Raw genomic sequence first — 24,889 nt, 5'->3', positions numbered from 1 at the left:
GTCCGGGGCGGAGCCCCGGGGCCCGGGCGCAGGAACCACCGGCGGCAGGCGCCGCGCGCGACGGACAGGGACACAGGCACGGGCACGGGCATCGCATACGTGGGGCCCCGGGCGCGCGGGGGCCGGGCGCACACCCCTGCCGCACCCCAATACCCCTCGCGGCTCCCACTCGTTGGGCAGGACGCCCACGAATGTCGGACTGCCGGAGAAGGACCCCGCATGCCCCCGAGCCCACCCCCACCCCTCGCGGGCGGCACGACCGGGGCCGACGCCCTGCGACCCCTGCTCGGCGTGGTGCTCGACGCGCTGTCGGACGGAGCGGCGACGCGCGGCGGACCGTTTCCGGCGGGCGGGCCGAGGGCGGTCGCGGACCGGGTGCGCGCCGCCGTCGGGCCGGTGCTGCCCGAGCGGGGCACCGGCGCGGAGGAAGCGATCCGTACGCTCGTGGGCGTGGTCACGGCGGGTGCCGCCGACCCGGCCGACCCCCTGTGCGCCGCCCATCTCCACACCCCGCCCCTCGCGCTCGCCGCCGCCGCCGACCTCGCGGTCTCCGCGCTCAACCCGTCCCTGGACTCCTGGGACCAGGCACCGGCGGCGTCCGAGCTGGAGGTGGCCGTCGGCAGGGCGCTGGCCGCCGAGGTCTACCCCGGGGCGGCCGATCCGGACGCACTCGTCACCACCGGCGGGACGGAGTCCAACCAGCTCGCTTTGCTCCTCGCCCGGGAGCGGCACGGCGCGGTCCAGGTGATCTGCGGGGCGGGCGCCCACCACTCCGTACAGCGGGCCGCCTGGCTGCTCGGACTGCCCGAGCCCATCGCCGTCCCCGCCGCCGACGGGGTACTCGGCCCTGCGGCCCTGGACGAGGCGCTGACCACGCTCCCCGGCCCGTGTCTCGTCGTCGCGACCGCGGGCGCCACCGACACCGGACGCATCGACCCCCTCCCCGAGATCGCCGGAGTCTGCGCACGCCACGGCGCCGAACTGCACATCGACGCGGCGTACGGCGGCGGACTGCTGTTCAGCGCGGCCCACCGGGACCGGCTGCGGGGGCTGGAGAAGGCGCACTCCGTCACCCTGGATCTCCACAAGCTGGGGTGGCAGCCCGTCGCGGCCGGACTGTTCGTGGTCGCCGATGCCGCGCGCCTGGACCCGCTCGCCGTCTCCGCCGACTATCTGAACGCCGGCGACGACACGGCCGCCGGAATCCCCGATCTGCTGGGCCGCTCACTGCGCACGACCCGCCGCCCGGACATCCTCAAGACCGCCGTCACGCTCAGGGCGCTGGGCCGCGTCGGCCTCGCCGCGCTCGTGGACCGTACGGTCGACACGGCCCGCCGGTTCGCCGAAATGGTCGAGGAGCACCCCCGGCTGGACCTGTGGGAACGGCCCGCCCTCACCACCGTCCTCTTCCGGCCCGCCGCCGCCACCGACGAGCGGACGGCGGCCGTCCGGCGCGCTCTGCTCATGGACGGCAGCGCGGTCCTCGGCCGGGCCCGCGCGGACGGCCGCCTGTGGCTGAAGGCCACCCTGCTCAACCCCCACGCCACCCCCGCCGCCCTGCGCCAACTGATCGAACTCGTGGAAGGCAGCACCCCCCGATGACCGGCACGCCCGCAACCGAACCTTCCGCCCAGGCTCAGGCCGCCCGGGACGCTCAGAAGCCCCAGGCAGCCCAGGAGACCCAGGAGGCATGGGGAGACCTCAGACCCCACGACCTCGTGGGGATCGGGATCGGCCCGTTCAACCTCTCGCTCGCCGCGCTCGCCGCCGGAGTCCCCGGCGGCCTCGCGACCGCCTTCTACGAGCAGCAGCCCCGGTTCAGCTGGCACCCCGGCCTGCTGATCGAGGGCTCCACACTCCAGGTCCCCTTCCTCGCCGACCTGGTGACCCTCGCGGACCCCGCCAGCCCCTGGAGCTTCCTCAGCTATCTCCGCCACCGTGAGCGGCTCTTCCCCTTCTACTTCGCCGAGCGGTTCCACATCCACCGCGCCGAGTACGACGCGTACTGCCGCTGGGTCGGCGACAGCCTCCCCGGGCTGCACTTCGGCCACCAGATCGACGCCGTCCGCTGGAACCCCGAACGCGCCCTGTTCGAGGTCGACTTCACCCAGCTCGACCCCGGCGGCGAGGCCGAGGCCCTCGGCCGCTCCTACGCCCGGAACATCGTGCTCGGCGTCGGCACCGAGCCGTATGTCCCCGAACCGCTGCGCCCGCTGGCCGACGCCCCCACCGTGCCCGTGATCCACTCCGCGGACTATCTCGACCACCGGGACCGGCTGCTGGCCGCCGGGCACATCACGGTCGTCGGCTCGGGACAGTCCGGCGCCGAGGTCTTCCTCGATCTGCTGCGCCGGCGCCCGCAGGGGGCGGAACAGCTCCACTGGCTGGCCCGTACCGAGTCGTTCGCGCCGATGGAGTACTCCAGACTGGGCCTGGAGCACTTCACCCCCGACTACACCCGGTACTTCCACGCCCTGCCGGAGCAGACCCGCGACCGGCTCGTGCCGAGTCAGTGGCAGCTCCACAAGGGCATCGACAACGGGACGATCTCCGCGATCCACGAGGAGCTGTACCGCCGCACCCTGCACGGCGGATGGCCGGACGCCGTCCTCACCCCCGGGGTGAGCGTCCGTACGGCCGGCCGGGTCGCCACCACCAAGGTCGAACTCCATCTGGAGCACCGCCAGCAGGGCACCCGCTCCCGGCTCACCACCGACGCCGTCGTCCTCGCCACCGGCTACCGCGAGCGCCCGGTCGCCGGGATGCTCGCCGGACTCGACCCGTATCTGCGCCATGACTCCTCCGGACGCCCGCGTATCGACGACGAGTTCCGGCTGATCCTCGACGACTCGGTGACCGGCTCGGTGTACGTGCAGAACGCCGGGAAGCACGCCCATGGCGTCGGCGCCCCCGACCTGGGCCTCGCCGCCTGGCGCAGCGCGAGCATTCTGAACTCGCTCACCGGCAAGGAGCCCTACCCGATGCCCCGGCGCACCGCCTTCACCAGCTTCGGCCTGGAGCGGTCCGAGGCCCCGAAGCTCCCCGGGCAGTCGGTACGGCTCACCCCCCTGGCCCACGGGATCTGACCGCGACGGCGCGCGGACCGGGCGGACACCCGTACGGCAGTGTGCGCCGGTGTCCGCCTGCCGCGGCGTTCCGGATGTGAGAGTGTCCCTACGTCACCCGCGGTACGACCACACAGCAGTACGAGGGAGTCTCCCGTGACCACCGACGCACCCGCCGCCCCGTACGGAACCCCCGAGACACCGAGGGTCGCCGTGCGGGGGGAGGCCCGGCTGGAGTTCGACCCCGAGATCGCGCGGATCGGGGTGGCGGTCAGCGCGCGCGGCACCGACCGCCGCAGCGCGCTCGACGATCTGACCCGCCGCAACGCCGCGGTCCTGGACCTGATCAAGTCGTACGGGGACGCGGTGGAGAAACTGGAGACGGGGGCCTTCTCCATCACCCCCGAACTGACCCGCCACGGCCGCGGCGAACGCGTCCGCGCGTACTACGGCCGCGTCCACATCACCGCCGAGCTGGGCGACTTCACCGCCCTCGGCGAGCTGACCACCCGGCTCGCCGATCTGGAGCTGACCCGGGTCGACGGCCCCTGGTGGGCACTGCGCCCCGACTCGCCCGCCCATGGCGAGGCCCGCCGCCAGGCGGTGCTGGAGGCGGTCCAGCGGGCCCGGGAGTACGCCCAGGCGCTGGGGGCCCGGCTGTCCGCCCTGGTGGAACTGGCCGATCTGGGTGCGGAGAACGCCGTTCCGTACGGGGCGTCACCGGAGCCGGGCGGAATGCGCATGGCCGCCTACGGCGGCGCCACGGCCGCCGAATCCGCGCCCGCGCTCGATCTCGAACCACAGCGCCAGACGGTCTACGCACAGGTGAATGCCCGCTTTACCATGACACCGCCCGAGCTGTGACGGATGAGCGATTTCCCTGCTTCCGGGCTTCCGAAAGGGGCGCTCCGACTCATCCCGGAATTACGCACGCTCCGGTGCGTCCCGGAATTGCTCATCGGAGCGCCCCCGCGCACAATTCAGCACTTCTCGATTCCGGCCGGAGCCGTCCCGTACCCGGTCCCGTACCCGGTCCCGTGCCTGGTCCCGTGCCTGGTCCCGTACTCGGTCCCGTGCCCGGTCAGAGCCAGGCCGGCGGCCGGACCGTGCCCGGTCTGCGCCCAGTTTGCGGCCCGTCGGTGCCCGGCCCGTGCCCGGCCCGTGCCCGGCCGTGCTCGGCCGTGCTCGGCCGTGCTCGTCAATAAGGGATTCACCGAAAGATTGTCGGGCAGTCATGCGAGAGCAATTCCCTACCGGTCGGTAAGTCATAGGCTCAGACCATGCGCCGAGCGAAAATCGTCTGTACTTTGGGCCCAGCTACCGACTCGTACGACCAGATCAAGGCATTGGTCGAGGCCGGTATGGATGTAGCCCGTTTCAACCTCAGTCATGGCGTTTACGCCGATCATGAGGAGCGCTATCAGCGCGTACGCAAGGCTTCCGATGAGACCCGCCGCAGTGTCGGCGTCCTGGCGGACCTTCAGGGCCCGAAGATCCGGCTCGGCCGCTTCAGCGAAGGCCCCGTACTCCTCGAACGCGGTGACGACTTCACCATCACCGTCGAGGAACTGGAAGGCGACCGCCATATCTGCGGCACCACCTACGACGGTCTCGCCGCCGATGTCACCACGGGTGAGCGCATTCTCGTCGACGACGGCAAGGTGACCCTGGAGGTGACCGGGGTCGACGGGCCCCGGGTGCGCACCAGGGTCATCGAGGGCGGCATGGTCTCCGACCACAAGGGGCTGAACCTCCCCGGGGTCGCGGTCTCCGTTCCCGCGCTCTCCGAGAAGGACGTCGAGGATCTGCGCTGGGCCCTGCGCATCGGGGTGGACATCATCGCGCTGTCGTTCGTCCGCAGCGGGCGGGACATCGTGGATGTGCACCGGATCATGGACGAGGAGGGCCGCAGGCTCCCGGTCATCGCCAAGGTCGAGAAGCCGCAGGCCGTCGAGAACATCGACGACATCGTGGCCGCCTTCGACGGAATCATGGTCGCCCGCGGCGATCTCGGCGTCGAAATGCCCCTGGAACAGGTGCCGATCGTCCAGAAGCGCGCGATCAAGCTCGCCAAGCGCAACGCCAAGCCGGTCATCGTCGCCACCCAGATGCTGGACTCGATGATCGACAACTCCCGGCCCACGCGCGCGGAGGCGTCCGATGTGGCCAACGCCGTCATCGACGGCACCGACGCCGTGATGCTGTCCGGCGAGACCAGCGTCGGGAAGTACCCGGTCGAGACGGTACGGACGATGAGCCGCATCGTGGAGGCGGCCGAGGAGGACGTACTCGCCAAGGGCCTGCCCCCGCTGACCGAGCGCAGCAAGCCCCGTACCCAGGGCGGCGCGGTGGCCCGGGCGGCGGCGGAGATGGGGGACTTCCTGGGCGCGAAGTTCCTGGTGGCCTTCACCCAGTCCGGCGACACGGTCAAACGGCTCTCCCGCTACCGCTCCCCGATCCCGCTGCTGGCCTTCACCCCGGACCCGGCGACCCGGTCCCAGCTCAATCTCACCTGGGGTGTGGAGACCTTCCTCGGCCCGCGGGTGGAGTCCACCGACGCGATGGTCGCTCAGGTCGACGAGGAACTGCTCAGGATCGGCCGCTGTGAGCGGGGCGACATCGTGGTGATCACGGCGGGCTCGCCGCCCGGAGTGGCGGGCTTCACCAACCTGGTGCGAGTGCACCACATCGGTGAGGACGCCAGCACCGGGCAACCCCGGTAGCGGCGCCTGGGAACACGCGAAAGGCCCCTCTTCGAGGGGCCTGAGTCGTGACCTTGGAACTAGAGGGAAAGTACCCCGGGTGGGATTCGAACCCACGCTGGATGGTGTTTGAGACCATTGCCTCTACCGCTGGGCTACCGGGGCGCCCTTGGAAACAAAGGATGACGAAGACCCTTCGTGTCCCAACCATACAGGAGCTGGGTAGTCTCATGGGGAGCACCCTGCCTTGGAATGAGGAGTCCCGTGACCGCCCCCGACTCGCCCGCGCCCGCCGCCGATGACGACAAGTCGCACGTTCCTCCGCTGACGACCCGCGTCGTGATCGCCGAGGACGAGGCCCTCATCCGGCTCGATCTCAAAGAGATGCTGGAGGAGGAGGGCTACGCGGTCGTCGGCGAGGCCGGAGACGGTCAGCGGGCCGTCGAACTGGCCCGTGAGCACCGGCCCGACCTGGTCATCCTCGATGTGAAGATGCCCGTCCTGGACGGGATCTCCGCGGCCGAGAAGATCACCGAGGAGTCCATCGCACCGGTCCTGATGCTGACGGCCTTCTCCCAGCGCGATCTGGTCGAACGGGCCAGGGACGCCGGGGCGATGGCGTATCTCGTCAAGCCCTTCAGTAAGAGCGATGTGGTCCCCGCCATCGAGATGGCCGTCTCCCGCTTCACCGAGCTGAAGGCCCTGGAGAAGGAGGTCGCCGACCTCTCCCAGCGGCTGGAGACCCGCAAGCTGGTCGACCGCGCCAAGAGCGTCCTCCAGACCGAGTACGGACTGAGCGAGCCGGCCGCCTTCCGCTGGATCCAGAAGACCTCCATGGACCGGCGCATGTCGATGCAGCAGGTCGCCGAGGCGGTCATCGAGGACTCCGAGGAGAAGAAGGCGGCCAAGGGCGACCAGTAGCCGAGGCTCCCCGGCCCGGATCGCCCGCGCCCGGCGAAATCCGGCCTCGGTGGGGTGAGTTGAGCCTCGCCGGCGCTTGCGGCGCCGGGGGTCCCTCCACCCGCGACAAGGACAGGGCCCGCCCCCCGGCAGGGGAAGCGGGCCCGCCGCTCGTGCGCGAACGACGCGGTCCGCGTACCACTCGGCCCCCTCAGCCCCTCAGTCCTCGCCGAGATACGCCTTGCGTACGGACTCGTCGTGCAGCAGATCCTCACCCGTGCCGGAGAGGACGACCCGGCCCACCTCCATCACATGCCCGTGATCGGCGAGCGACAGCGCCGCCTGGGCGTTCTGCTCGACCAGCAGGATCGTGGTGCCCTGGGCCTTGAGGTCGGTGATCGTGGCCATGATCTTCTGCATCATGATCGGTGACAGCCCCATGGAGGGCTCGTCGAGCATGAGCAGCTTCGGCCGGGACATCAGCGCCCGCCCCATGGCGAGCATCTGCTGCTCCCCGCCGGAGAGGGTGCCCGATGCCTGCTTGCTGCGCTCCCCGAGGATCGGGAAGAGTTCGTAGGCGCGCTGGATGTCCCGTTCGATCCCCGCCTTGTCGGTCCGCAGAAACGCGCCGAGCTTCAGGTTCTCCGCGATCGTGAGCCGAGGGAAGATGTGCCGGCCCTCGGGGGAGTGGGCCAGACCCAGGGCAACGACCTTGTGGGCGGGGATCCCGGCGAGGGGCTTGCCGTCGAAGACGATCCGTCCGCCCGACGGTTTGAGGAGTCCGGACAGGGTGCGCAGGGTGGTGGTCTTGCCCGCGCCGTTGGTGCCGATGAGGGTCACGACCTGACCGGCTTCGACGCTGAAGGAGATGCCCTTCACGGCCTCGATCTTGCCGTAGGCGACCCGGAGGTCTTCGACCTCTAGCAGTGCGGTCACTGGGCGTCCCCTTCCGGGCCGGTGGTACGGGTACCGCGCTCAGCCGTGCCGTCGGCGGAATCGGCGGAATCGATGGGCCCGCCGGTGCCAGTGGCGGTGCCGGTGGCCGTGGCTGTGCCCGTGGCTCCCGGCGCCTGGTCGGTGCCGGTGGCTGTGGCTGTGCCCGTGGTTCCCGGCGCCTGGTCGGTGGCGGCGGCTGTGCCCGTGGCTCCCGGCGCCTGGTCGGTGGCGCTCTGCGTCCCGACGGCCTCCGCTTCGGCCGCCTCGACCTCGGCGACCTCCTCCGCGCCCGGCGCCCCTTCGAACGGAGTGCCGAGATAGGCCGCGATGACCCGTTCGTCACCCTGGACGACCTCGGGGGTGCCCTCGACCAGCTTCTCGCCCTGGACCAGACAGGCCACCCGGTCGCAGAGATTGAAGATGAACCGCATGTCGTGCTCGATGACGAGTACGGCGATGCCCTGGTCCCGGATGGCGAAGATCAGCTCCTCGGCGGCCCGGGTCTCCTGTGGATTCATCCCCGCCGTGGGCTCGTCGAGGAGCAGCAGCCCGGGGTCGCTCGCCAGCGCCCGCGCGATCTCCAGCTTGCGCTGCTCGCCGTAGGGCAGATTGCGGGCGAGATGGTCGGCCTTGTGCGGCAGCCCGATGAACTCCAGGAGCTGCATGGCCCGCGCGTGCGACGCCGCCTCGGCCTTCTTGAAGCCGGGCCCGCGCAGCAGCGCCGACCAGAGCCCCTCCTTGGTACGGGTATGGCGTCCGACGAGCACGTTCTCCAGGACCGTCATATTGGCGAAGAGCCGGATGTTCTGGAAGGTACGCGCCACGCCCGCCTTGGTGACCAGATGCGGCTTGGGCGGCAGGACCGTGCCCCGGTAGCTGACCCTGCCCTCGGTCGGGATGTACAGCCCGGTCAGGCAGTTGAAGAACGTGGTCTTCCCGGCGCCGTTCGGGCCGATGAGACCGACGATCTCGCCGGAGCGGACCGTGAGGTCGACCGAGCGGACGGCGGTCAGACCGCCGAACCGCATCGTCACCCCGCTGGCCTCCAGCACGGTCGTGGCCGTGGTGTCCGTGGTGGTGGTCGTCATGCCGGTCACACCCCTGCCTTGGTGATGCCGACGCCGGAGCCGGGCAACCCCTTGTCCGGTGTGTCGAGTTGGTCGGTCTCGTGGTATTCGAGCTGCGCCCGGCGGTTGGCGATCAGGCCCTCGGGACGGAACCGCATCAGCAGGATCAGCGCGATGCCGAAGCCGAGGAGCTGGTAGTCGCTGAGGAACTGGAGCTTCGCCGGGATCATGTACAGCAGCGTGGCGCCGAGCAGCGGTCCGCTGACCGTGCCCATGCCACCCAGGATGACAGCCGCGAGCAGGAATGCCGAGTTGGGCGGCACCGGCCCGGCGAACTGGTACATCTCCGGCACCACGGTGTGCTGGACGTGCGCCTGCACCGTACCGGCGAGTCCGGCGAGCGTGGCGCCGAGGGCGAACGCGATGAGCTTGACCCGGAAGCCGTTGATGCCCATGGCGGTGGCGGCGGTCTCGTCCTCCCTGATCGCGACCCAGGCGCGGCCGATACGGGAGCTGCCCGCGCGGCTGAAGACCAGGACGACCAGGACCATCGCCAGCAGCATCAGCAGGTAGTAGTTGGCGTAACTGCCCAGCTCGATGCCCGCGATCGTGTGGGACTCACCGAAGTTGTACCCGAAGAACTCCAGATCGGGGATGTTCGGGATGCCGTTGGGGCCATTGGTGATCTGGGGGCCCGAGACACCGTCGAGGTTGCCCATGGCGATCCGGAAGATCTCTCCGAAGCCGAGGGTGACGATGGCGAGATAGTCGCCGCGCAGCCGCAGGGTCGGGGCGCCGATGATGACACCGAAGACCAGCGAGGCGGCGGCGCCGGTGAGGACGGAGGCCCAGAACGGGAACTGGACGTCGAACGCCGAGGCCGTCGACCCGGAGACGAGCGCGGCCGTGTACGCGCCGACGCCGAGGAAGGCGACGTATCCGAGGTCGAGCAGGCCCGCGAGGCCGACCACGATGTTCAGGCCCAGCGCGACCGTCGCGAAGATCAGGATGTTGACCGCGATCAGCGTGTACGTGTCGGTGTTCTGGGTGAACGGGAAGGCCGCGGCGGCGACGAAGGCCGCGATCAGGGTGACCTGGCGGTACTTGGCGGTGAGCGCGGAGAGCCGGGCGACGAGGCCGGCCTTGATGAACGCGGAGACGGCGAAGGCGACGATGATGAGATAGCCGGTGAACAGCTCGGCGTACTCGGTGTCGATGCCGTAGGTGACCACGTACATACCGATGGCGAACGCGGCCACGATGAGCAGGATCTCGGCCCAGGAGGGCAGTTTGCGCGTCGCGGGCAGCGGGCGGTCGATCCGGCCCAGCCGGATGTACCGGTAGAGGGCGTAGAGCACGATCACGAGGATGACCGCGAGGAACCAGTTCCACGGCGGCAGGTCGGCCTTGGTCCGCCGGTCGAGCGGCAGCCCCAGCGCGCCGATGAACGCGATCAGGGTCGCGACGGCGGCGACGTACGCGCCGGGCTCCAGATTGGCCAGTCCGCCCAGCTCGACCGTGATCGAGACGACGGTGTACCAGGTGGTGGCCAGGGCGCCGAAGGCCAGTACCGCGACCGGGTTGTTGCTGCCCGACGGGTTGAGCCAGCCGAGTCCGCGGACCCGGTAGGACGCCAGGACGAACAGCAGGGTGACGGCCCCGGCGACGAGGGTGAGGACCTGGAGACCGCCCGGGTACCCGGTGACGGTGAGGTCGCCGGGGAACTCCGCGGTCCAGGTCCACGCGAGAAAGGTGGAGACGACCGTCAGTACCGCTCCGGCGGCGGTGACCGCGCGGGCGACGGATGCGGGCAGCGGGATGACCGGGGTGGTTTCGGTCGTGGTGTCGGTAGTCATCGCTCTCACGCCCGATCCGCGACGCGCTCACCGAGCAGACCCTGCGGCCTGACGAGGAGCACGACGATGAGGAGTACGAATGCCCAGACATTGGCCCAGGCGCCGCCGCCGAGCTGCTGCATACCGGGGATCTCTTCGATGTACGCGATCGACAGGGACTCCGCGAGCCCCAGGGCGACGCCGCCGACCATGGCTCCGTAAATGTTGCCGATGCCTCCGAGGACCGCGGCGGTGAACGCCTTGAGTCCGAGGATGAAGCCCATCTCGAAGTTGATCTGGCCCTTGTCCAGGCCGTACACGACGGCCGCGACCGCGGCGAAGGCGGCACCGATGGCGAAGGCCATCACGATGATGCGGTCCGTGTTGATGCCCATCAGCTTCGCGGTGTCCGGGTCCTGCGCGGTGGCCTGCATGGCGCGTCCGCTGCGGCTCTTGGCGACGAAGAAGCCGAGGGCGAGCATGCACAGCGGGGCGAGGACCAGAATGAAGGCGTCGGCGCGCTGAATGGTCAGATTGTCCAGGATCTTGAAGGACTCACCCTTGAACTCCGGAAAACTCCTGGCCTTCTTGGCGTCCGGGTAGAAACCCCAGATGAGCTGCTGGAGCGCGATGGACAGACCGATCGCGGTGATCAGCGGGGCCAGCCGGGGAGCGCCGCGCAGTGGCCGGTAGGCGAACCGCTCCGCCGCGGTGGCGACGGCCACGGACGCGATGGCGCCACCTATGATCATGAGCGGAATCGCCACGAGAAGGGATATTCCACTGGGGAGCCAGATATAAGTCGTGAGGGCGCCGAATCCCCCGATCATAAAGATCTCGCCATGGGCGAAGTTGATGAGCTGGACGATGCCGTAGACCATGGTGTACCCGATGGCGATAAGACCGTAAAGGGCACCCAGTGCAAGGCCATTCGCCAGCTGTTGCGGCAGTTCGTTCACCGCGGAGCCTCCGATGAGCGTGTCGGATATGACTCCGCGCGAGGGCGCTGTTTGCACCCTCGCGCGGCTGGTTCATGAGTGCGGGGCTGTGCTGAGCTGCGGGTCAGTCCTCGAAGGTGGAGCTCTTCAGGTCCGTCCACTTGCCGCCCTTGACGGTGTAGACCGTGAGCTGCTTGTTCGTGGTGTCGCCGAACTCGTCGAAGGACACCTTGCCGGTCACGCCGTCGAAGGAGACCTTGGACATGGCCTCGGTGACCTTGGCGCGGGCGTCGTCCGGCAGCTTGCCATCGTTGTCGGCCACGACTGCCTTCACGGCCTGGACGATCGCCCAGCCGGCGTCGTAGGAGTAACCGCCGTAGGCGGCGTACGGGTCCTTGTAGCCGCCCGCCTTGTAGTCCTCGATGAACTTCTTGGCGGTGGGGAGCTTCTCTACGGGGTAGCCGACGGAGGTGGCGAGGTCGCCGTCGTTGGACTCACCGGAGGCGCTGATGAAGGCGGGGTCGTACATGCCGTCGCCGCCCATCAGGGGGATCTTCGCCCCGGCCTTCTTGACCTGGTCGGCGAGGAGTCCGGCCTCGGGGTACTGGCCGCCGAAGTAGAGCGAGTCGGCGCCGGACGCCTTGACCTTGTCGGCGGTGCTGGAGAAGTCCGTCTCCTTCACCGTGACATGGTCCGTACCGGCGACGGTGCCGCCGAGGCGCTTGAACTCCTCGGCGAAGATCGCCGACAGACCGGCGCCGTAGGTCTGCTTGTCGTCGACGACGTAGACCTTCTTCTTCTTGGCTTCGTTGTACAGGTACTGAGCCGCGAACTTGCCCTGGATGACATCCGTGGTTGCGGTACGGAAGTACGTCTTGAACGTGCGCTTCTTCTCGCCCTTGCCCCAGTCGTCGCCCTGGGACAGCGACGGGTTGGTGTTGGCGGGGGAGACCTGGACGAGGTTGGCCGTGTTGAAGACGCCCTGCATGGACTGCGAGACGCCGGAGTTCAGCGGGCCGACGACACCGATGACGTCCTTGTTGCCTACGAGTTTGGTGGCGTTTGCCTGTCCGGAGGCAGGAACGGCCTGGTCGTCGAGTGCTTCGATCTTGAATTCAATGCCCGGGACCTCATTGTTCTTGGTCGCGGTCTTGGCCGCGAGGTCCACGGAGTTCTTGATCCCCTGGCCGAGAGCGGACAGTGAACCCGTCAGCGGGGCGTCGACGCCGATGACCACGGTCGTCTTGCCGCCGCTGTCGGACTTCTTGTCGTCGTCGCGCGATCCGCATGCGGTGAGGGTGAGGGCTCCTGTGGTGACCACGGCAGTGAGTATGAGCATGGAACGGTTTCGCACGAATGAGTCCTTTCCGTGGCGCGGCCCCTCCCCTGAGGTGCCGTTTGGTCGCCGGGCTCTGCTGGGGCTGCACAGGCGTGCCGACAAGGCGCCCGGCGGCGCGGTGACTGGCCGTGACTCTAAGCGCCCTGACGGGGGTGAGGCACTCCGGAGGTCAGGATGTGACGCTCTTGTTATGCCGGGGTCAATTATCGGTGAGTGCGGCGGGCCGGATCGCGCGCTCGTGTGCCGCCGTAACGGTTCACATGGTGAGAACGTGCAGTTCCACTAAGGCGCTTGAGCGGATCTTGGTGCTGACACCATGCATATGGTCGGGGATCCCGGGCGGAGGCCGACAGGGGGGAATCGGGCAATTCGGGGGCCCTGGTTCCGGATCTTGTTCCTGTTACGGAGAGTCACATTCTGGCGGAGCGTGCTCGGCCGTCCGGGGCGGCTCGGGGGCTCTTATGGGGCCTCGCGGGGGGCGGTGCGGGGCGTCATGGAACGCGTGGATCGGGCGAGGCTCCGCTCCCGTACGACCCGCCGCGCCGCTTCCGCCCGGCCCGCCGGCGCGGCGTCGGGTCCCCTCGCGGATCGGTCGTCCTCGCGTACGTGCCTCGGGGCGCGGGCATTGACGACGGCTCGCGGGCGTGGTCGCGGGTGCGCGATCGGGCATCGGGTGAGGTGCTGCGGGGCAGGCGCCGCGGGGGTTGCGGTGCAACGCCCGTGCGATGCCAGCGAGTTGACCCGGCGGGCGGCGTACGGTCCGCGCTGCGCCGTGACGCCAGGAGCGGATGTGATCTCTGTGAGTCGTGTGGCGGATGGGGTGCGACTGCCTTCCGGGGGGCGATTGCAGGGACGGGCGGAAGGGGCGGGCGGAAGGGCGGGTTTGATCAACAAGTCGCCAGGGAAGGATGGTTGGGGGTGCCGGGCGCCTGGTGGATGGGTTGCGCTCCGGACGGCCGGGCGGCAGCGGCGCGTTCGTCCGGTGGTGGTTATCGGTCCGGGCGCCAGTTCTCGGAACTGCCCGTGGCGCCGCGCCGGACGGTGCACATATGCCTGGTCCGGGTATCGATCAGTGCGAAGGCCGCATTCCGCCCTCGACGTCTCTCTTCGGCGCGCGCGGCTGCGACGATCTCCTCGTGCAGGGCGAACTGCTCGTTGGACAGCCCCTTCTGCTCCCAGTCGAGCCCCGCCCAGGTGCTGCCCTTAAGGGCTTCCTTTGCCCAGTAGCCGACCAGGCTCGTGCAGAGGTCCGCGGGGGTCGACTTCCGCGGTACGGGGGTGGAAGCGGCGGGCCGCCCGGCAGGCGGATGCGCGGTACAGCCCGCCGCGGCGAACGCCACCAGCAGCAGCGCCCCGAGGGCGCGGCCCGCCGTGGTGTGCCGCGAGGTCACCATGAAAATGGACAGTAACCCCGTCACATTCGGTGACACAACGCGTGGGCGCCGGGCAGGTGCGGGGGGCCGCGGCCGGCCTGGGGTGGGCCTGCCTGGGGTGGGCCTGCCTGGGTTCGGGTCGTCGGGTTCGGGCGGCCAGGGCTCGGGTCGTTCGGGTTCGAGTCGTTTCGGGGTTCGGGCGGCCAGGGCTCGGCCCGCCCCTGTCCGGGTGGCCCTTGTCCGGGCGGGCCGTTTTCGGGTGGTCCCGGGTCGGGTCGCCCTTGATCCGGGCGGGCCGTTTTCGGGTGGCCCCCCGGGTCGGGTCGCCCTTGTCCGGGTCGCCCAGGTCGCCCCGGGCCGGGGGCCCGTTCTCGGGTGGCTCCGGCCCGGGTGGTCCTTGTCCGGGTCGCCCCGGGCCGGGTGGTCCTGGTCCGGGGGCTCAGGCCGTCGGTCCTCCGCCGCGCGCCTGCTCGGCGTCGGCGGGGGAGACCTCGCGCAGCAGACAGGTGAGCCGCGCCGTGCACACCCGCTTCTCCCGCTCGTCGGTGATCACGATCTCGTACGTCGCCGTCGACCGGCCCCGGTGCACGGGCGTGGCCACGCCGGTGACCAGGCCGGAACGCACGCCCCGGTGGTGGGTGCAGTTGAGATCGACCCCCACCGCGATCCTGGTGCTGCCGCCGTGCAGCATCGAACCGATCGAGCCCAGGGTCTCAGCCAGCACGGCCGACGCACCCCCGTGGAGCAGTCCGTACGGCTGGGTGTTGCCCTCCACCGGCATGGTGCCGACGACGCGCTCCGCCGATGCCTCCACGAGCTGGACACCCATGCGGCTGCCCAGATGCCCGGCCGAGAAGAGCGCGGGCAGATCCACCCCGAGCGCGGCGTATTCGTCGATGACCTCTTGCGGGAACTTCACGGCTGGCTGCTCGCCCATGGGGCAGGGCTCCGATCTGTGTGCGGTTGCATGCTGTACGCACCGTCCTATCAGATCGCTGAGCGAACGCTTAGCCCGCGGGTCACACCCGGCCTCACGGCTTCCGGCCCGCCGGGCCCTTCTCAGCCTTCCCGGGCTCGAATCGCACCACCACCGACTTGCTCACCGGGGTATTGCTGGTGTCGGCCGTGGAGTCCAGCGGCACCAGCACATTGGTCTCCGGGTAGTACGCCGCCGCACACCCCCGCGCGGTGGGGTAGTGCACCACCCGGAAACCGGGCGCGCGCCGCTCCACCCCGTCCTTCCACTCGCTGACCAGATCGGTGTACGAGCCGTCCGCCAGGCCCAGCTCCAGCGCGTCGCCGGGGTTCACCAGGACGACCCGGCGCCCGCCCTTGATCCCGCGATAGCGGTCGTCGAGTCCGTAGACCGTGGTGTTGTACTGGTCGTGCGAGCGCAGCGTCTGGAGCAGCAGCCGGCCCTGAGGGAGCTGGGGGAACTCCACGGGCGCGGCGGTGAAGTTGGCCTTCCCGGTCGCCGTGGGGAAGCGCCGCTCATCGCGCGGGGCGTGCGGCAGGGAGAACCCGCCCGGCCTGGCGATTTTCGCGTTGAAGTCCTCGAACCCGGGGATAACCCGCGCGATACGGTCACGAATCGTCCCGTAGTCCTTCTCGAACTCCTCCCAGGGCGTCAGCGACGCCGGGCCGAGCACCGCCCGCGCCAGCCGCGCCACGATCGCGGGCTCGGAGAGCAGATACGGGCTCGCCGGGGCGAGATTGCCGCGCGAGGCGTGCACCATCCCCATCGAGTCCTCCACGGTCACCACCTGCCGGCGGCCCGAGCGCTCGTCCTTGTCGCTGCGGCCCAGGGTCGGCAGGATCAGCGCGCGCCTGCCCGTCACCGCGTGGGAGCGGTTGAGCTTGGTCGACACATGGACCGTGAGGCGCGCTCGGCGCATCGCGGCCTCGGTGACCTCCGTGTCCGGTGACGCCGAGACGAAATTCCCGCCCATCGCGAAGAAGACCTTCGCCTCGCCGTCGCGCAGAGCCCGGATGGAGCGGACCACGTCGAGGCCGTGATGACGCGGCGGCGCGAAGCCGAACTCCTTCTCCAGGGCGTCCAGGAACGCGGCCGACGGCCGCTCGAAGATGCCCATCGTGCGGTCGCCCTGCACATTCGAATGCCCGCGCACCGGACATACCCCGGCCCCGGGGCGGCCGATGTTGCCCCGCAGCAGCAGGAAATTGACCACTTCGCGGATCGTCGCGACCGCGTGCTTGTGCTGGGTCAGCCCCATCGCCCAGCACACGATGGTCCGCCGCGACTCCAGCACCATCGCCAGGGCCCGCTCGATGTCCGCCCGCTCCAGCCCTGTCGCGGTGAGCGTCCCGTCCCAGTCGGCGGCCCGGGCGGCGGCGGCGAACTCCTCGTACCCATGGGTGTGCTCCCGGACGAACTCCTCGTCGACAGCGCCCCCCGTCTCCACGATCAGCTTGTTCAACAGCCGGAACAGTGCCTGGTCGCCGCCGATGCGGATCTGGAGGAAGAGATCGTTGAGCGCGACGCCCTTGATCATGCCGCGCGGTGTCTGAGGGTTCTTGAACCGCTCCAGACCGGCCTCGGGCAGCGGATTCACCGAGATGATCCGCGCCCCGGCGGCCTTGGCCTTCTCCAGGGCGGAGAGCATCCGGGGGTGGTTGGTGCCGGGGTTCTGCCCCGCGACGATGATCAGATCCGCCTGGTGCATGTCCTCCAGCGAGACGCTGCCCTTCCCGACGCCGATCGTCTCGGTGAGCGCCGAGCCGGACGACTCATGGCACATATTGGAACAGTCGGGGAGATTATTGGTGCCGAACTCGCGGGCGAAGAGCTGCAGCAGGAACGCGGCCTCGTTGCTGGTGCGGCCCGACGTGTAGAAGAGCGCCTCGTCGGGGGAGGAGAGCGCGGTCAGCTCCTCGGCGATGATCCCGAAGGCGCGCTCCCAGCTCACCGGCTCGTACCGGTCCGCGCCCTCGGGCAGATACATGGGCTGGGTGATACGCCCCTGCTGGCCCAGCCAGTAGCCACTGCGGGAGGCGAGCTCCGCGAGCGGGTGCGCGGCGAAGAAGCCGGGGGTCACCCGGCGCAGGGTGGCCTCCTCGGCGACCGCCTTCGCCCCGTTCTCACAGAACTCCGCTGTGTGGCGCTTGTCGCCCTCGGGCCAGGCGCAGCCGGGGCAGTCGAAGCCGTCCTTCTGATTGACCTTGAGGAGGGTCTGCGCGGTGCGCCGCACACCCATCTGCCGCTGTGCGGCCTTGAGCGTGTGCCCGATGGCGGTCAGGCCGGCCGCGGCGTGCGGTGGGGCGGCGACCTCCGGTGCGTCCTGGACCGGATCGCCTGTGGGCGGCTTGCTGGCCATCGTGCTCCCCTTTGAGCGTGGGCTCCCGGACGGACCCCGGGTGCGGACTCTGCGGTGCGGGCTCCTGGCGGAATCCCGCTGATCCCGTTCTCTGTATCCCGTTCTCTCTGAAATCCCGGAGAATCCCGGATCGCTCGCGCGATGTGTCCCGGGTGTCCCGGATCGTGTACGCCATCGATCGCGTACACCATCGATCCTGCCACGCGGCACTGACAACGGCGCTGTCCAGGCGGGGGTGGGCGGCATTGTCAGTGGGGCGTGGCAGGATCGTGTCCGTGGCTGAGACAGCATCGAAGAAGACCCCAGACGACAACCGTCCGCGCCTGCTCCTCATGGACGGGCACTCCCTGGCGTACCGGGCGTTCTTCGCGCTGCCGGCGGAGAATTTCTCGACCGCGAGCGGTCAGACGACGAATGCCGTCTACGGCTTCGCGTCGATGCTGGCGAACACGCTGCGCGACGAGGCGCCCACGCATTTCGCGGTGGCCTTCGACGTGTCCCGCAAGACCTGGCGATCCCAGGACTTCCCCGAGTACAAGGCGAACCGCTCGTCGACCCCGGACGAGTTCAAGGGCCAGGTCGAGCTGATCGGCGAGCTGCTCGACACGATGAACGCGGTGCGGTTCGCGGTGGACGGCTTCGAGGCCGACGACATCATCGCCACCCTCGCCACCCAGGCCGAGGCCGCGGGCTTCGATGTCCTGATCGTCACCGGCGACCGGGACTCCTTCCAGCTCGTCAGCGAGCACACCACCGTGCTCTACCCCACCAAGGGCGTCTCCGAGCTGACCCGGTTCACGCCGGAGAAGGTCCAGGAGAAGTACGGGCTGACCCCGCGGCAGTATCCGGACTTCGCGGCCCTGCGGGGCGACCCGTCCGACAATCTGCCGGGCATCCCCGGCGTCGGCGAGAAGACGGCGGCGAAGTGGATCAATCAGTTCGGCTCGTTCGCCGAGCTGGTGGAGCGCGCCGACGAGGTCAAGGGCAAGGTCGGCCAGTCGCTGCGCGACCACCTGGACGCGGTCAGGCTGAATCGCCATCTGACCGAGCTGGTGCGGGACGTGGAGCTGCCCAGGCCGGTCGCCGAGCTGGAGCGCGCGCCGTACGACCGGAGCGCGCTGAAGGGCTTCCTGGAGGTTCTGGAGATCCGCAACCCCAGCCTGCGGGAGCGGCTCCTCGCGGTCGACCCGGGTGCGGCGGAGGAGGAGGCCCCGGCTCCGGACGCCGGGGTCGAGCTGGACGGCAGCGTCCTCGGCGCCGGTGAGCTGGGCCCCTGGCTCCAGGAGCACGGAGCACAGCCGCTCGGCGTGGCCACCGTCGCCACCTGGGCCCTGGGCGTCGGCAATGTCACCGAGATCGCGCTGGCCGCCGCCGACGGGAGCGCGGCCTGGTTCGACACCACCCAGCTCGACGAGGCCGACGACCGTGCCTTCGCCGCGTGGATCGCCGACCCCGCCCGGCCGAAGACCATGCACAGCGCCAAAGAGGCGCTGCGGGTCTTCCCGGAGCACGGCTGGGAGATCGCGGGCGTCACCATGGACACCGCGCTCGCCGCCTATCTGGTCAAGCCCGGACGCCGGTCCTTCGCGCTCGACGCCCTGTCCATCGAGTATCTGCACCGTGAGCTGGCCCCGGCCGCCGCCGACGGACAGCTGGCCTTCGGAACCGACGATCATGCCGAGGCCGATGCCCTCATGGCCCAGGCCCGTGCCGTCCTCGACCTCGGGGAAGCCTTCGGTGAGCGGCTGAAGGAGGTCGGCGCCGTCGAGCTGCTGCACGAGGTGGAGCTGCCCACCTCCCTGCTGCTGGCCCGGATGGAGCGGCACGGCATCGCGGCCGACCGCGCGCACCTGGAGGCGATGGAGCAGCTCTTCGCGGGCGCCGTCCAGCAGGCGGTCAAGGAGGCCCACGCGGCGGTGGGCCATGAGTTCAACCTCGGCTCGCCCAAGCAGCTCCAGCAAGTCTTCTTCGACGAGCTGAACCTCCCCAAGACCAAGAAGACCAAGACCGGTTACACCACGGACGCGGACGCGCTGGCCTGGCTCGCCGGCCAGACCGAGCACGAGCTGCCGGTGATCATGCTCCGCCATCGCGAGCAGGCCCGGCTGCGGTCCACGGTCGAGGGTCTGGTCAAGACGATCGCGGCCGACGACCGCATCCACACCACCTTCAGCCAGACCGTCGCCGCGACCGGCCGGCTCTCGTCCACCGACCCGAACCTGCAGAATGTGCCGGTGCGCACCGACGAGGGCCGCGCCATCCGCCGGGGTTTCGTCGTCGGCGAGGGCTTCGAGTCGCTGATGACCGCCGACTACAGCCAGATCGAGCTGCGCGTCATGGCGCATCTCTCGCAGGACGAGGGCCTGCTCCAGGCGTTCACCTCCGGTGAGGATCTGCACAACACGGTCGCGTCCCAGGTGTTCGGGGTGGAGACATCGGCCGTCGACGCGGAGATGCGACGCAAGATCAAGGCCATGTCGTACGGCCTGGCCTACGGACTCTCCGCGTTCGGCCTCTCCCAGCAGCTGAACATCGAGGCGGGCGAGGCCCGTGCCCTGATGGACACCTACTTCGAGCGGTTCGGCGGTGTGCGCGACTATCTGCACCATGTCGTCGAGGAGGCCCGGGCCACCGGCTACACGGCGACGATGCTCGGCCGGCGCCGCTATCTCCCCGACCTCAACAGCGACAACCGGCAGCGCCGCGAGGCCGCCGAGCGCATGGCGCTGAACGCGCCGATCCAGGGCACCGCCGCGGACATCGTCAAGATCGCCATGCTGAAGGTGGACGGCGCGCTGCGCGAGGCGAAGCTCTCCTCGCGCTTGCTGCTCCAGGTCCATGACGAAATCGTGCTGGAGATCTCCCCGGGTGAGCGCGACGAGGTGGAGGCGATCGTGCGCCGGGAGATGTCGTCGGCCGCTTCCCTGAGCGCACGGCTCGATGTCTCGGTGGGTGTGGGCCGGGACTGGGAGTCGGCCGCGCACTGACTCCGTGCTCCGCCAAGGGGTGCTCCGGTCCGGGTCGCCGGGGAGCCCGGTGCGCCGACTCCCGCTCCCGCCGGGGCGGCGTGCCGGACCTGGTCGCCCGGCCACCCGGTCGCGCGGTTCTCCGCCCGGACCGGGGTCCGCCGGTCCGTGGGTCCGTGAGTCCGTGGGGCAGCCGGTCTGTCGGTCAGGCTCCACGGACGGGCGGATCGGCTCTCCGGGCGGGCCGATCGGGGGGTGCTGCCCCGGGTCGCATGGCCCGGACCGGGTGCCCACCGGGGAGGTGCCGCGCCGCCGGGTCCCGGCGTCGGCGCCCGCTCGCCGCGCGGGGAGCGCCCGCTCGCCCCGGTCAGTTCCCGTTCCCCTTCGGCGATGCGGGAGAGCCTGGGGTCAGACCCGCTCCGCAGTCCGTTCGCGCAGCCGCATCGCGGCCCCGTACACCATCAGACCGACCGCCAGCCCGGCTCCGGCCCCGAAGCAGGCCGTCGGGATGATGTCGAGGGGCGAACTCACCTGCCCGTACCGCGCGTACCAGCGCACACACCGCTGAATGACGCCGGCCAGCGCGCACCCGGCGATGAGTGCGACCGCGAGCCGGCGCCCCCGCCGGTCGAGCAGCGGCAGGGACTCCGGAGCCGGGACCGGGGGCTGTCGCCGCAGCGCGGCAATCGTGAACGCGCCGATCACCAGCAGCGCGAGGGCCGATGAGCCGTACTGCGCGATCTGGTAGCCGCCGAATCCGGCCACCGCCTCATTGAGCTGGGGGACCTGGCGAGTGCCCCACCGGCCATGGTGGGTGAAGGCGTCCCAGACCACATGGGAGGCCGCACCGAGTACGGCCGAGACATAGAACCTGAGCCCGGCCACCGCGCTGACCGGCAGCCGACGGCCCCGCAGCCAGGAGTGCACCCGCCCCTGCCAGGCGGTGGGCAGCAGAGCGAGCAGGGGGTCACGCACCATCAGCCAGACCGCCACCAGCGCCGCCGTGATCGCCACATCGACCGTGAGCACTCCGAGCGGCCCATGCGTGAACTGTCCGAACGCCATGGCCCCGGGCACCACGCTGGCCGCGAAGTAGGTCATATCGGGTGCCAGGGACCCCATGACCAGGGCCGAGGCGACCAGCGGGCCGCGCGCGGTCCCGTCCCTGCGGATGCCCGGCAGTACAGCGGCGGCATGGCTGAGCGTGAAGGGCATGGACGTCCCCCTGTGACGCGTGGTGGCCCGTGTTGATCGGCATTGATCATTGGTGCTCAGTATGTGTGACAGGCATCCGCTGGACACCGGACTGCCGGGAGGTGGCGAACTGGTGAAAACGGGTCAAGGCCCGGTGTTCCCGCGCAGGCAGTTGCCGTAGGGTCGCCTGAGTCAACGCAGTTATCGCACTGGGGAGCGCGAACAGCCGCTTTCGGGGAGGGGAAACAGACGTATGGCAGCGCAATTCCGCCGACGGCTGCGCAGAGGGGTGACCACCACAGCGGTGGCCGCCGCGGCGGTCGCGGCTCTCTCCGCCTCGCAGGCTCCGGGCATCACCCATGCCGCCGTCGGAGGGGGCGACAGCCAGGGCGCCGCCGATACGCCGTCGCCCCCGCCAGGCACTTCCGCCACCGGCGACTCCCCTTACTACACGGACCTTCCGCCGCTGGTCACCCCGGACAAGCCGGACACCTCCACGAACCTTCCGGTGACCGGCCCATCGGAATCGGGCATACCGGCGACCGTCCTCGCCGCCTACAAGCAGGCCGAGCGGACCATCGCGACCTCGGCCCCCGGCTGCAAAGTGCCGTGGCAACTGCTCGCCGCCATCGGCAAGGTCGAGTCCGGACAGGCGCGCGGCGGCAAGGTCGATGCCAACGGCACCACCCACACCCCGATCCTCGGCCCGGTCCTCAACGGTGTCGGCTTCGCCAACATCTCGGACACGGACAACGGCGCGTACGACGGCGACACGACACACGACCGCGCGGTCGGCCCCATGCAGTTCATCCCCTCCACCTGGGCGACCTGGGGTCAGGACGCCAACGGCGACGGCCGCAAAGACCCCAACAACATCTACGACGCGGCACTCGCCGCCGGACGCTATCTCTGCGCCGACGGCCGTGATCTGACGGTCAAGTCCGACCTGGACCGCGCCATCCTCGCCTACAACCGCTCGCGGGAGTATCTGCGTACGGTCCTCTCCTGGTTCGAGTACTACCAGCGCGGCACCCACGAGGTCCCGGACGGCACGGGCGTACTGCCCGACTCGGACACCCCCGACAGCCCGGGCACGGGACACGGCTCCGGTACGGGTACCGGCGCGGGTGCGGGATCGGCGGGTGGCGTCACCTCACCGAAGTCCCCGCCCGCCGCCACACCCCCGGCGAGCACCGCGCCCGCGAAGCCCCGCCCGCCGAAGCCCCGCCCGCCGGAGCCCGGTGACGGCTCCACCAGGCCCACTCCGCCCCCGACCTCCCCGCCTCCGACCACTCCGCCGCCCACCCCGCCGGCTCCGGCCACCCGTATCGAGAACGCGGGCACCGCCGAGCTGACCGCCATGGCCGGACGCGACTTCACCGACAGGGCCACCGTCCGCGTGAAGAACACCGCGGGGCGGGGCGTCGCGGATCAGGATGTGCGCTTCGAGATCATCGGCGACACCGGGGCCCGCTTCACCGGCGGGAAGGTGAGCGCGGTCCTCACCACCGGCGCCGACGGCACCGTCAGCTCGCCCGCCCTGAAGGCCGGCGAGAAGACCGGACCCTTCACCGTCCGGGCCACACTCATCGGCCGCAAACTGCCCTCCGTCGACATCAGGGCCACCGTCACCGCCCGGTCCGCCGACGCACTCGCCAGGGTCGGGAACAAGCCGCTGACCGCGGCACCCGGCACGGAGTTCGCGGATGCCGTGGAGGCCAAGGCCACCTACCGGGGTGCCATCGCCTCCGGTGTCGCCGTCACCGCGACCCTGATCAAGCCCGGGCAGAGCACGGGAGCGGCCGAGAACGACAAGGGCCCCTACTTCAAGGACGCCGACGGCAAGCCCGTTCGCACCCTCGCGGATCTCAGGACCGGCGCCGACGGTGTGGTGAAGCTGCCGCAGATCTTCGCGGACGACCAGACGGGCACCTTCCAGCTCCGGCTCACCGCGGTGGGCGGTGGCACCGTGACCATCGACCTCACCGTGAACGCTCCGAGCCCCACCCCCACCCCCTCATCCTCCCCTTCACCCTCCGCCGGCTGACCACTACCGCCCCCTCTACCGCGTCGCCCCTCCGCCACCGCTCGGCAGAGGGGCGGCGCTACGTGTTCTCATCCCGCGGTTCGATTGCTACGGCGCCCACCGCCGGGCGTGACCTCCCCCAAGCCGCTGCTGACCACGATCCCCGGCCCCAAGAAGTAGGAGGGCCGGCCCATGTACCGAAGAGCGAGCCTGCCACTGCCCCTGGAGAAGGAGGCACCACCGGCTCTCGGTGTGTCACCCGGCCCCGGTGTCACGCTCACCGGGGCCACCTCTCCGGGCGGCACGTGCCTTGGTGTGGCGGGTCGGCTCCGCGACCGAAGGGTCCTCGGGCCAGGGATGCTTGGGGTAGCGGCCACGCAGCTCCGCCCGGACCGAGCGGTAACCCTCCTTCCAGAAGGAGGCCAGATCGGCGGTGACGGCGGCGGGCCGGCCCGCCGGGGAGAGCAGATGCACCAGCACAGGGACCCCCGCGACCGTCGGAGTGTCACGCAGGCCGAACAACTCCTGGAGCTTCACCGCCAGCACCGGCTGCGCTCCGCCGTACTCGACCCGTATGCGGGAGCCGCTCGGCACCTCGATGCGCTCCGGCGCCAACTGATCCAGCCTGACCGCCTCCCCGCCCGCCCAGGGCAGCAGCCGCGGCAGTGCCTGTCCCGCCGCGATCCGCCCCAAGTCCGCCCGGCGCCGGGCCCGGGACAGCTCCGGTTCCAGCCACTCCCCGGCACGGCTCAGCAGCGCAGCGTCCGACACATCCGGCCATGGCTCACCCAACTCCCGGTGCAGAAAGGCCAGCCGCTGCCGCAGCCCCTGCGCGTCACGGGTCCAGCGCAGCAGCCCGAGCCCTTCCCGCCGCAGCCCTTCGAGGAGAGCCGCGCGGACCAAGGCGCTGTCCGGATCCCTGATGCCCCGCACGGACAGCTCGATGGCCCCGAGCCGCCGCACCCGCCGGGCGACAACATCGCCGTCCTCCCAGTGGACCTCTTCACCCGCGCCGAGGAGATGCGCGGCAGCCGTGCAGGCGGTCTCCTCGTCGACGACGGCGGCGAGCCGCACCCGAGCGGAAGCCTGCGTCGGAGGGCGGTCGGCGACCGCGACAGCCAGCCAGGGTGCACTCCGCAGCCCCGATCCGCCCCCGACCTGGGCGCCCGTTCCGGAGGCCATCAGGAACGACCCCTCCCCACGGGCTCTGGCC

General features: G+C 70.4%; 17 protein-coding genes and 1 tRNA gene. 7 read left to right on the top strand and 11 right to left on the bottom strand.

The window, feature by feature from the left end:
* The first annotated feature begins 219 nt into the window (after positions 1-219).
* The 4 genes from ACWF94_RS07140 (at position 220) to pyk (ending at position 5,788) form a co-directional block, all read left to right on the top strand.
* Positions 220-1,602, top strand: coding sequence for a pyridoxal phosphate-dependent decarboxylase family protein (locus tag ACWF94_RS07140; protein ID WP_453485512.1), 1,383 nt, complete (start codon positions 220-222; stop codon positions 1,600-1,602).
* Positions 1,599-3,086: a lysine N(6)-hydroxylase/L-ornithine N(5)-oxygenase family protein gene (locus ACWF94_RS07135; RefSeq protein WP_453485510.1), complete on the top strand. Its 1,488-nt coding sequence runs from the start codon at positions 1,599-1,601 to the stop codon at positions 3,084-3,086. The genes ACWF94_RS07140 and ACWF94_RS07135 overlap by 4 nt, the downstream gene beginning before the upstream one ends.
* 135 nt (positions 3,087-3,221) lie before the next feature.
* Positions 3,222-3,929: an SIMPL domain-containing protein gene (locus ACWF94_RS07130; protein WP_453485508.1), complete on the top strand. Its 708-nt coding sequence runs from the start codon at positions 3,222-3,224 to the stop codon at positions 3,927-3,929.
* Positions 3,930-4,345: 416 nt separating this feature from the next.
* Positions 4,346-5,788 (top strand): pyruvate kinase, encoded by a 1,443-nt coding sequence (gene pyk / locus ACWF94_RS07125; RefSeq protein WP_453485507.1) that lies wholly within the window; start codon positions 4,346-4,348, stop codon positions 5,786-5,788.
* 71 nt (positions 5,789-5,859) lie between these two features.
* Here the strand turns inward: pyk and ACWF94_RS07120 are convergent.
* A tRNA-Leu gene (locus tag ACWF94_RS07120) sits at positions 5,860-5,932 on the bottom strand.
* Between the two features lie 99 nt (positions 5,933-6,031).
* Here ACWF94_RS07120 and ACWF94_RS07115 point away from each other — a divergent pair.
* Positions 6,032-6,688 (top strand): ANTAR domain-containing response regulator, encoded by a 657-nt coding sequence (locus ACWF94_RS07115; protein WP_453485505.1) that lies wholly within the window; start codon positions 6,032-6,034, stop codon positions 6,686-6,688.
* Positions 6,689-6,886: 198 nt separating this feature from the next.
* Here the strand turns inward: ACWF94_RS07115 and ACWF94_RS07110 are convergent, their stop codons facing one another.
* The 8 genes from ACWF94_RS07110 to ACWF94_RS07075 all read right to left on the bottom strand — a co-directional run bounded on the left by ACWF94_RS07110 (position 6,887) and on the right by ACWF94_RS07075 (position 17,490).
* A complete protein-coding gene (locus ACWF94_RS07110) occupies positions 6,887-7,603 on the bottom strand; it encodes an ABC transporter ATP-binding protein (RefSeq protein WP_453485503.1) in 717 nt (238 codons plus the stop codon).
* Positions 7,600-8,691 carry an ABC transporter ATP-binding protein gene (locus ACWF94_RS07105; RefSeq protein WP_453485502.1) on the bottom strand — a complete coding sequence of 364 codons (1,092 nt, stop codon included), beginning with the start codon at positions 8,689-8,691 and terminating at the stop codon, positions 7,600-7,602. Before ACWF94_RS07105 ends, ACWF94_RS07110 begins: the two co-directional genes overlap by 4 nt.
* Before the next feature lie 5 nt (positions 8,692-8,696).
* Positions 8,697-10,526, bottom strand: a complete 1,830-nt coding sequence (locus ACWF94_RS07100; RefSeq protein WP_453485500.1) for a branched-chain amino acid ABC transporter permease — start codon at positions 10,524-10,526, stop codon at positions 8,697-8,699.
* Positions 10,527-10,531: 5 nt separating this feature from the next.
* Positions 10,532-11,464, bottom strand: a complete 933-nt coding sequence (locus ACWF94_RS07095) for a branched-chain amino acid ABC transporter permease (protein ID WP_453485498.1) — start codon at positions 11,462-11,464, stop codon at positions 10,532-10,534.
* Between the two features lie 103 nt (positions 11,465-11,567).
* Entirely contained in the window at positions 11,568-12,782 is a 1,215-nt protein-coding gene (locus ACWF94_RS07090; protein ID WP_453485514.1) for a branched-chain amino acid ABC transporter substrate-binding protein, read from the bottom strand.
* A gap of 989 nt (positions 12,783-13,771) precedes the next feature.
* Positions 13,772-14,176, bottom strand: a complete 405-nt coding sequence (locus ACWF94_RS07085) for a hypothetical protein (RefSeq protein WP_453485496.1) — start codon at positions 14,174-14,176, stop codon at positions 13,772-13,774.
* Positions 14,177-14,594: 418 nt separating this feature from the next.
* Entirely contained in the window at positions 14,595-15,092 is a 498-nt protein-coding gene (locus ACWF94_RS07080; protein WP_453485494.1) for a PaaI family thioesterase, read from the bottom strand.
* 94 nt (positions 15,093-15,186) lie between these two features.
* Positions 15,187-17,490, bottom strand: a complete 2,304-nt coding sequence (locus tag ACWF94_RS07075) for an FdhF/YdeP family oxidoreductase (RefSeq protein WP_453485492.1) — start codon at positions 17,488-17,490, stop codon at positions 15,187-15,189.
* 275 nt (positions 17,491-17,765) lie between these two features.
* Here ACWF94_RS07075 and polA point away from each other — a divergent pair, with 275 nt between their 5' ends.
* Positions 17,766-20,477 (top strand): DNA polymerase I, encoded by a 2,712-nt coding sequence (gene polA, locus ACWF94_RS07070; RefSeq protein WP_453485490.1) that lies wholly within the window; start codon positions 17,766-17,768, stop codon positions 20,475-20,477.
* Between the two features lie 387 nt (positions 20,478-20,864).
* Here the strand turns inward: polA and ACWF94_RS07065 are convergent, their stop codons facing one another.
* Positions 20,865-21,671, bottom strand: coding sequence for a DUF4184 family protein (locus ACWF94_RS07065; protein ID WP_453485488.1), 807 nt, complete (start codon positions 21,669-21,671; stop codon positions 20,865-20,867).
* 232 nt (positions 21,672-21,903) lie between these two features.
* Here ACWF94_RS07065 and ACWF94_RS07060 point away from each other — a divergent pair, with 232 nt between their 5' ends.
* Positions 21,904-23,697, top strand: coding sequence for a lytic transglycosylase domain-containing protein (locus ACWF94_RS07060; protein ID WP_453485486.1), 1,794 nt, complete (start codon positions 21,904-21,906; stop codon positions 23,695-23,697).
* A gap of 234 nt (positions 23,698-23,931) precedes the next feature.
* Here the strand turns inward: ACWF94_RS07060 and ACWF94_RS07055 are convergent.
* Positions 23,932-24,889, bottom strand: a 958-nt coding sequence (locus ACWF94_RS07055) for an ATP-dependent helicase C-terminal domain-containing protein (protein ID WP_453485484.1), incomplete at its 5' end; no start/stop codon positions are given.

The organism is Streptomyces sp. NPDC055078 (genome assembly GCF_053607985.1).
This window is presented reverse-complemented; position numbering and strand designations above follow the sequence as displayed.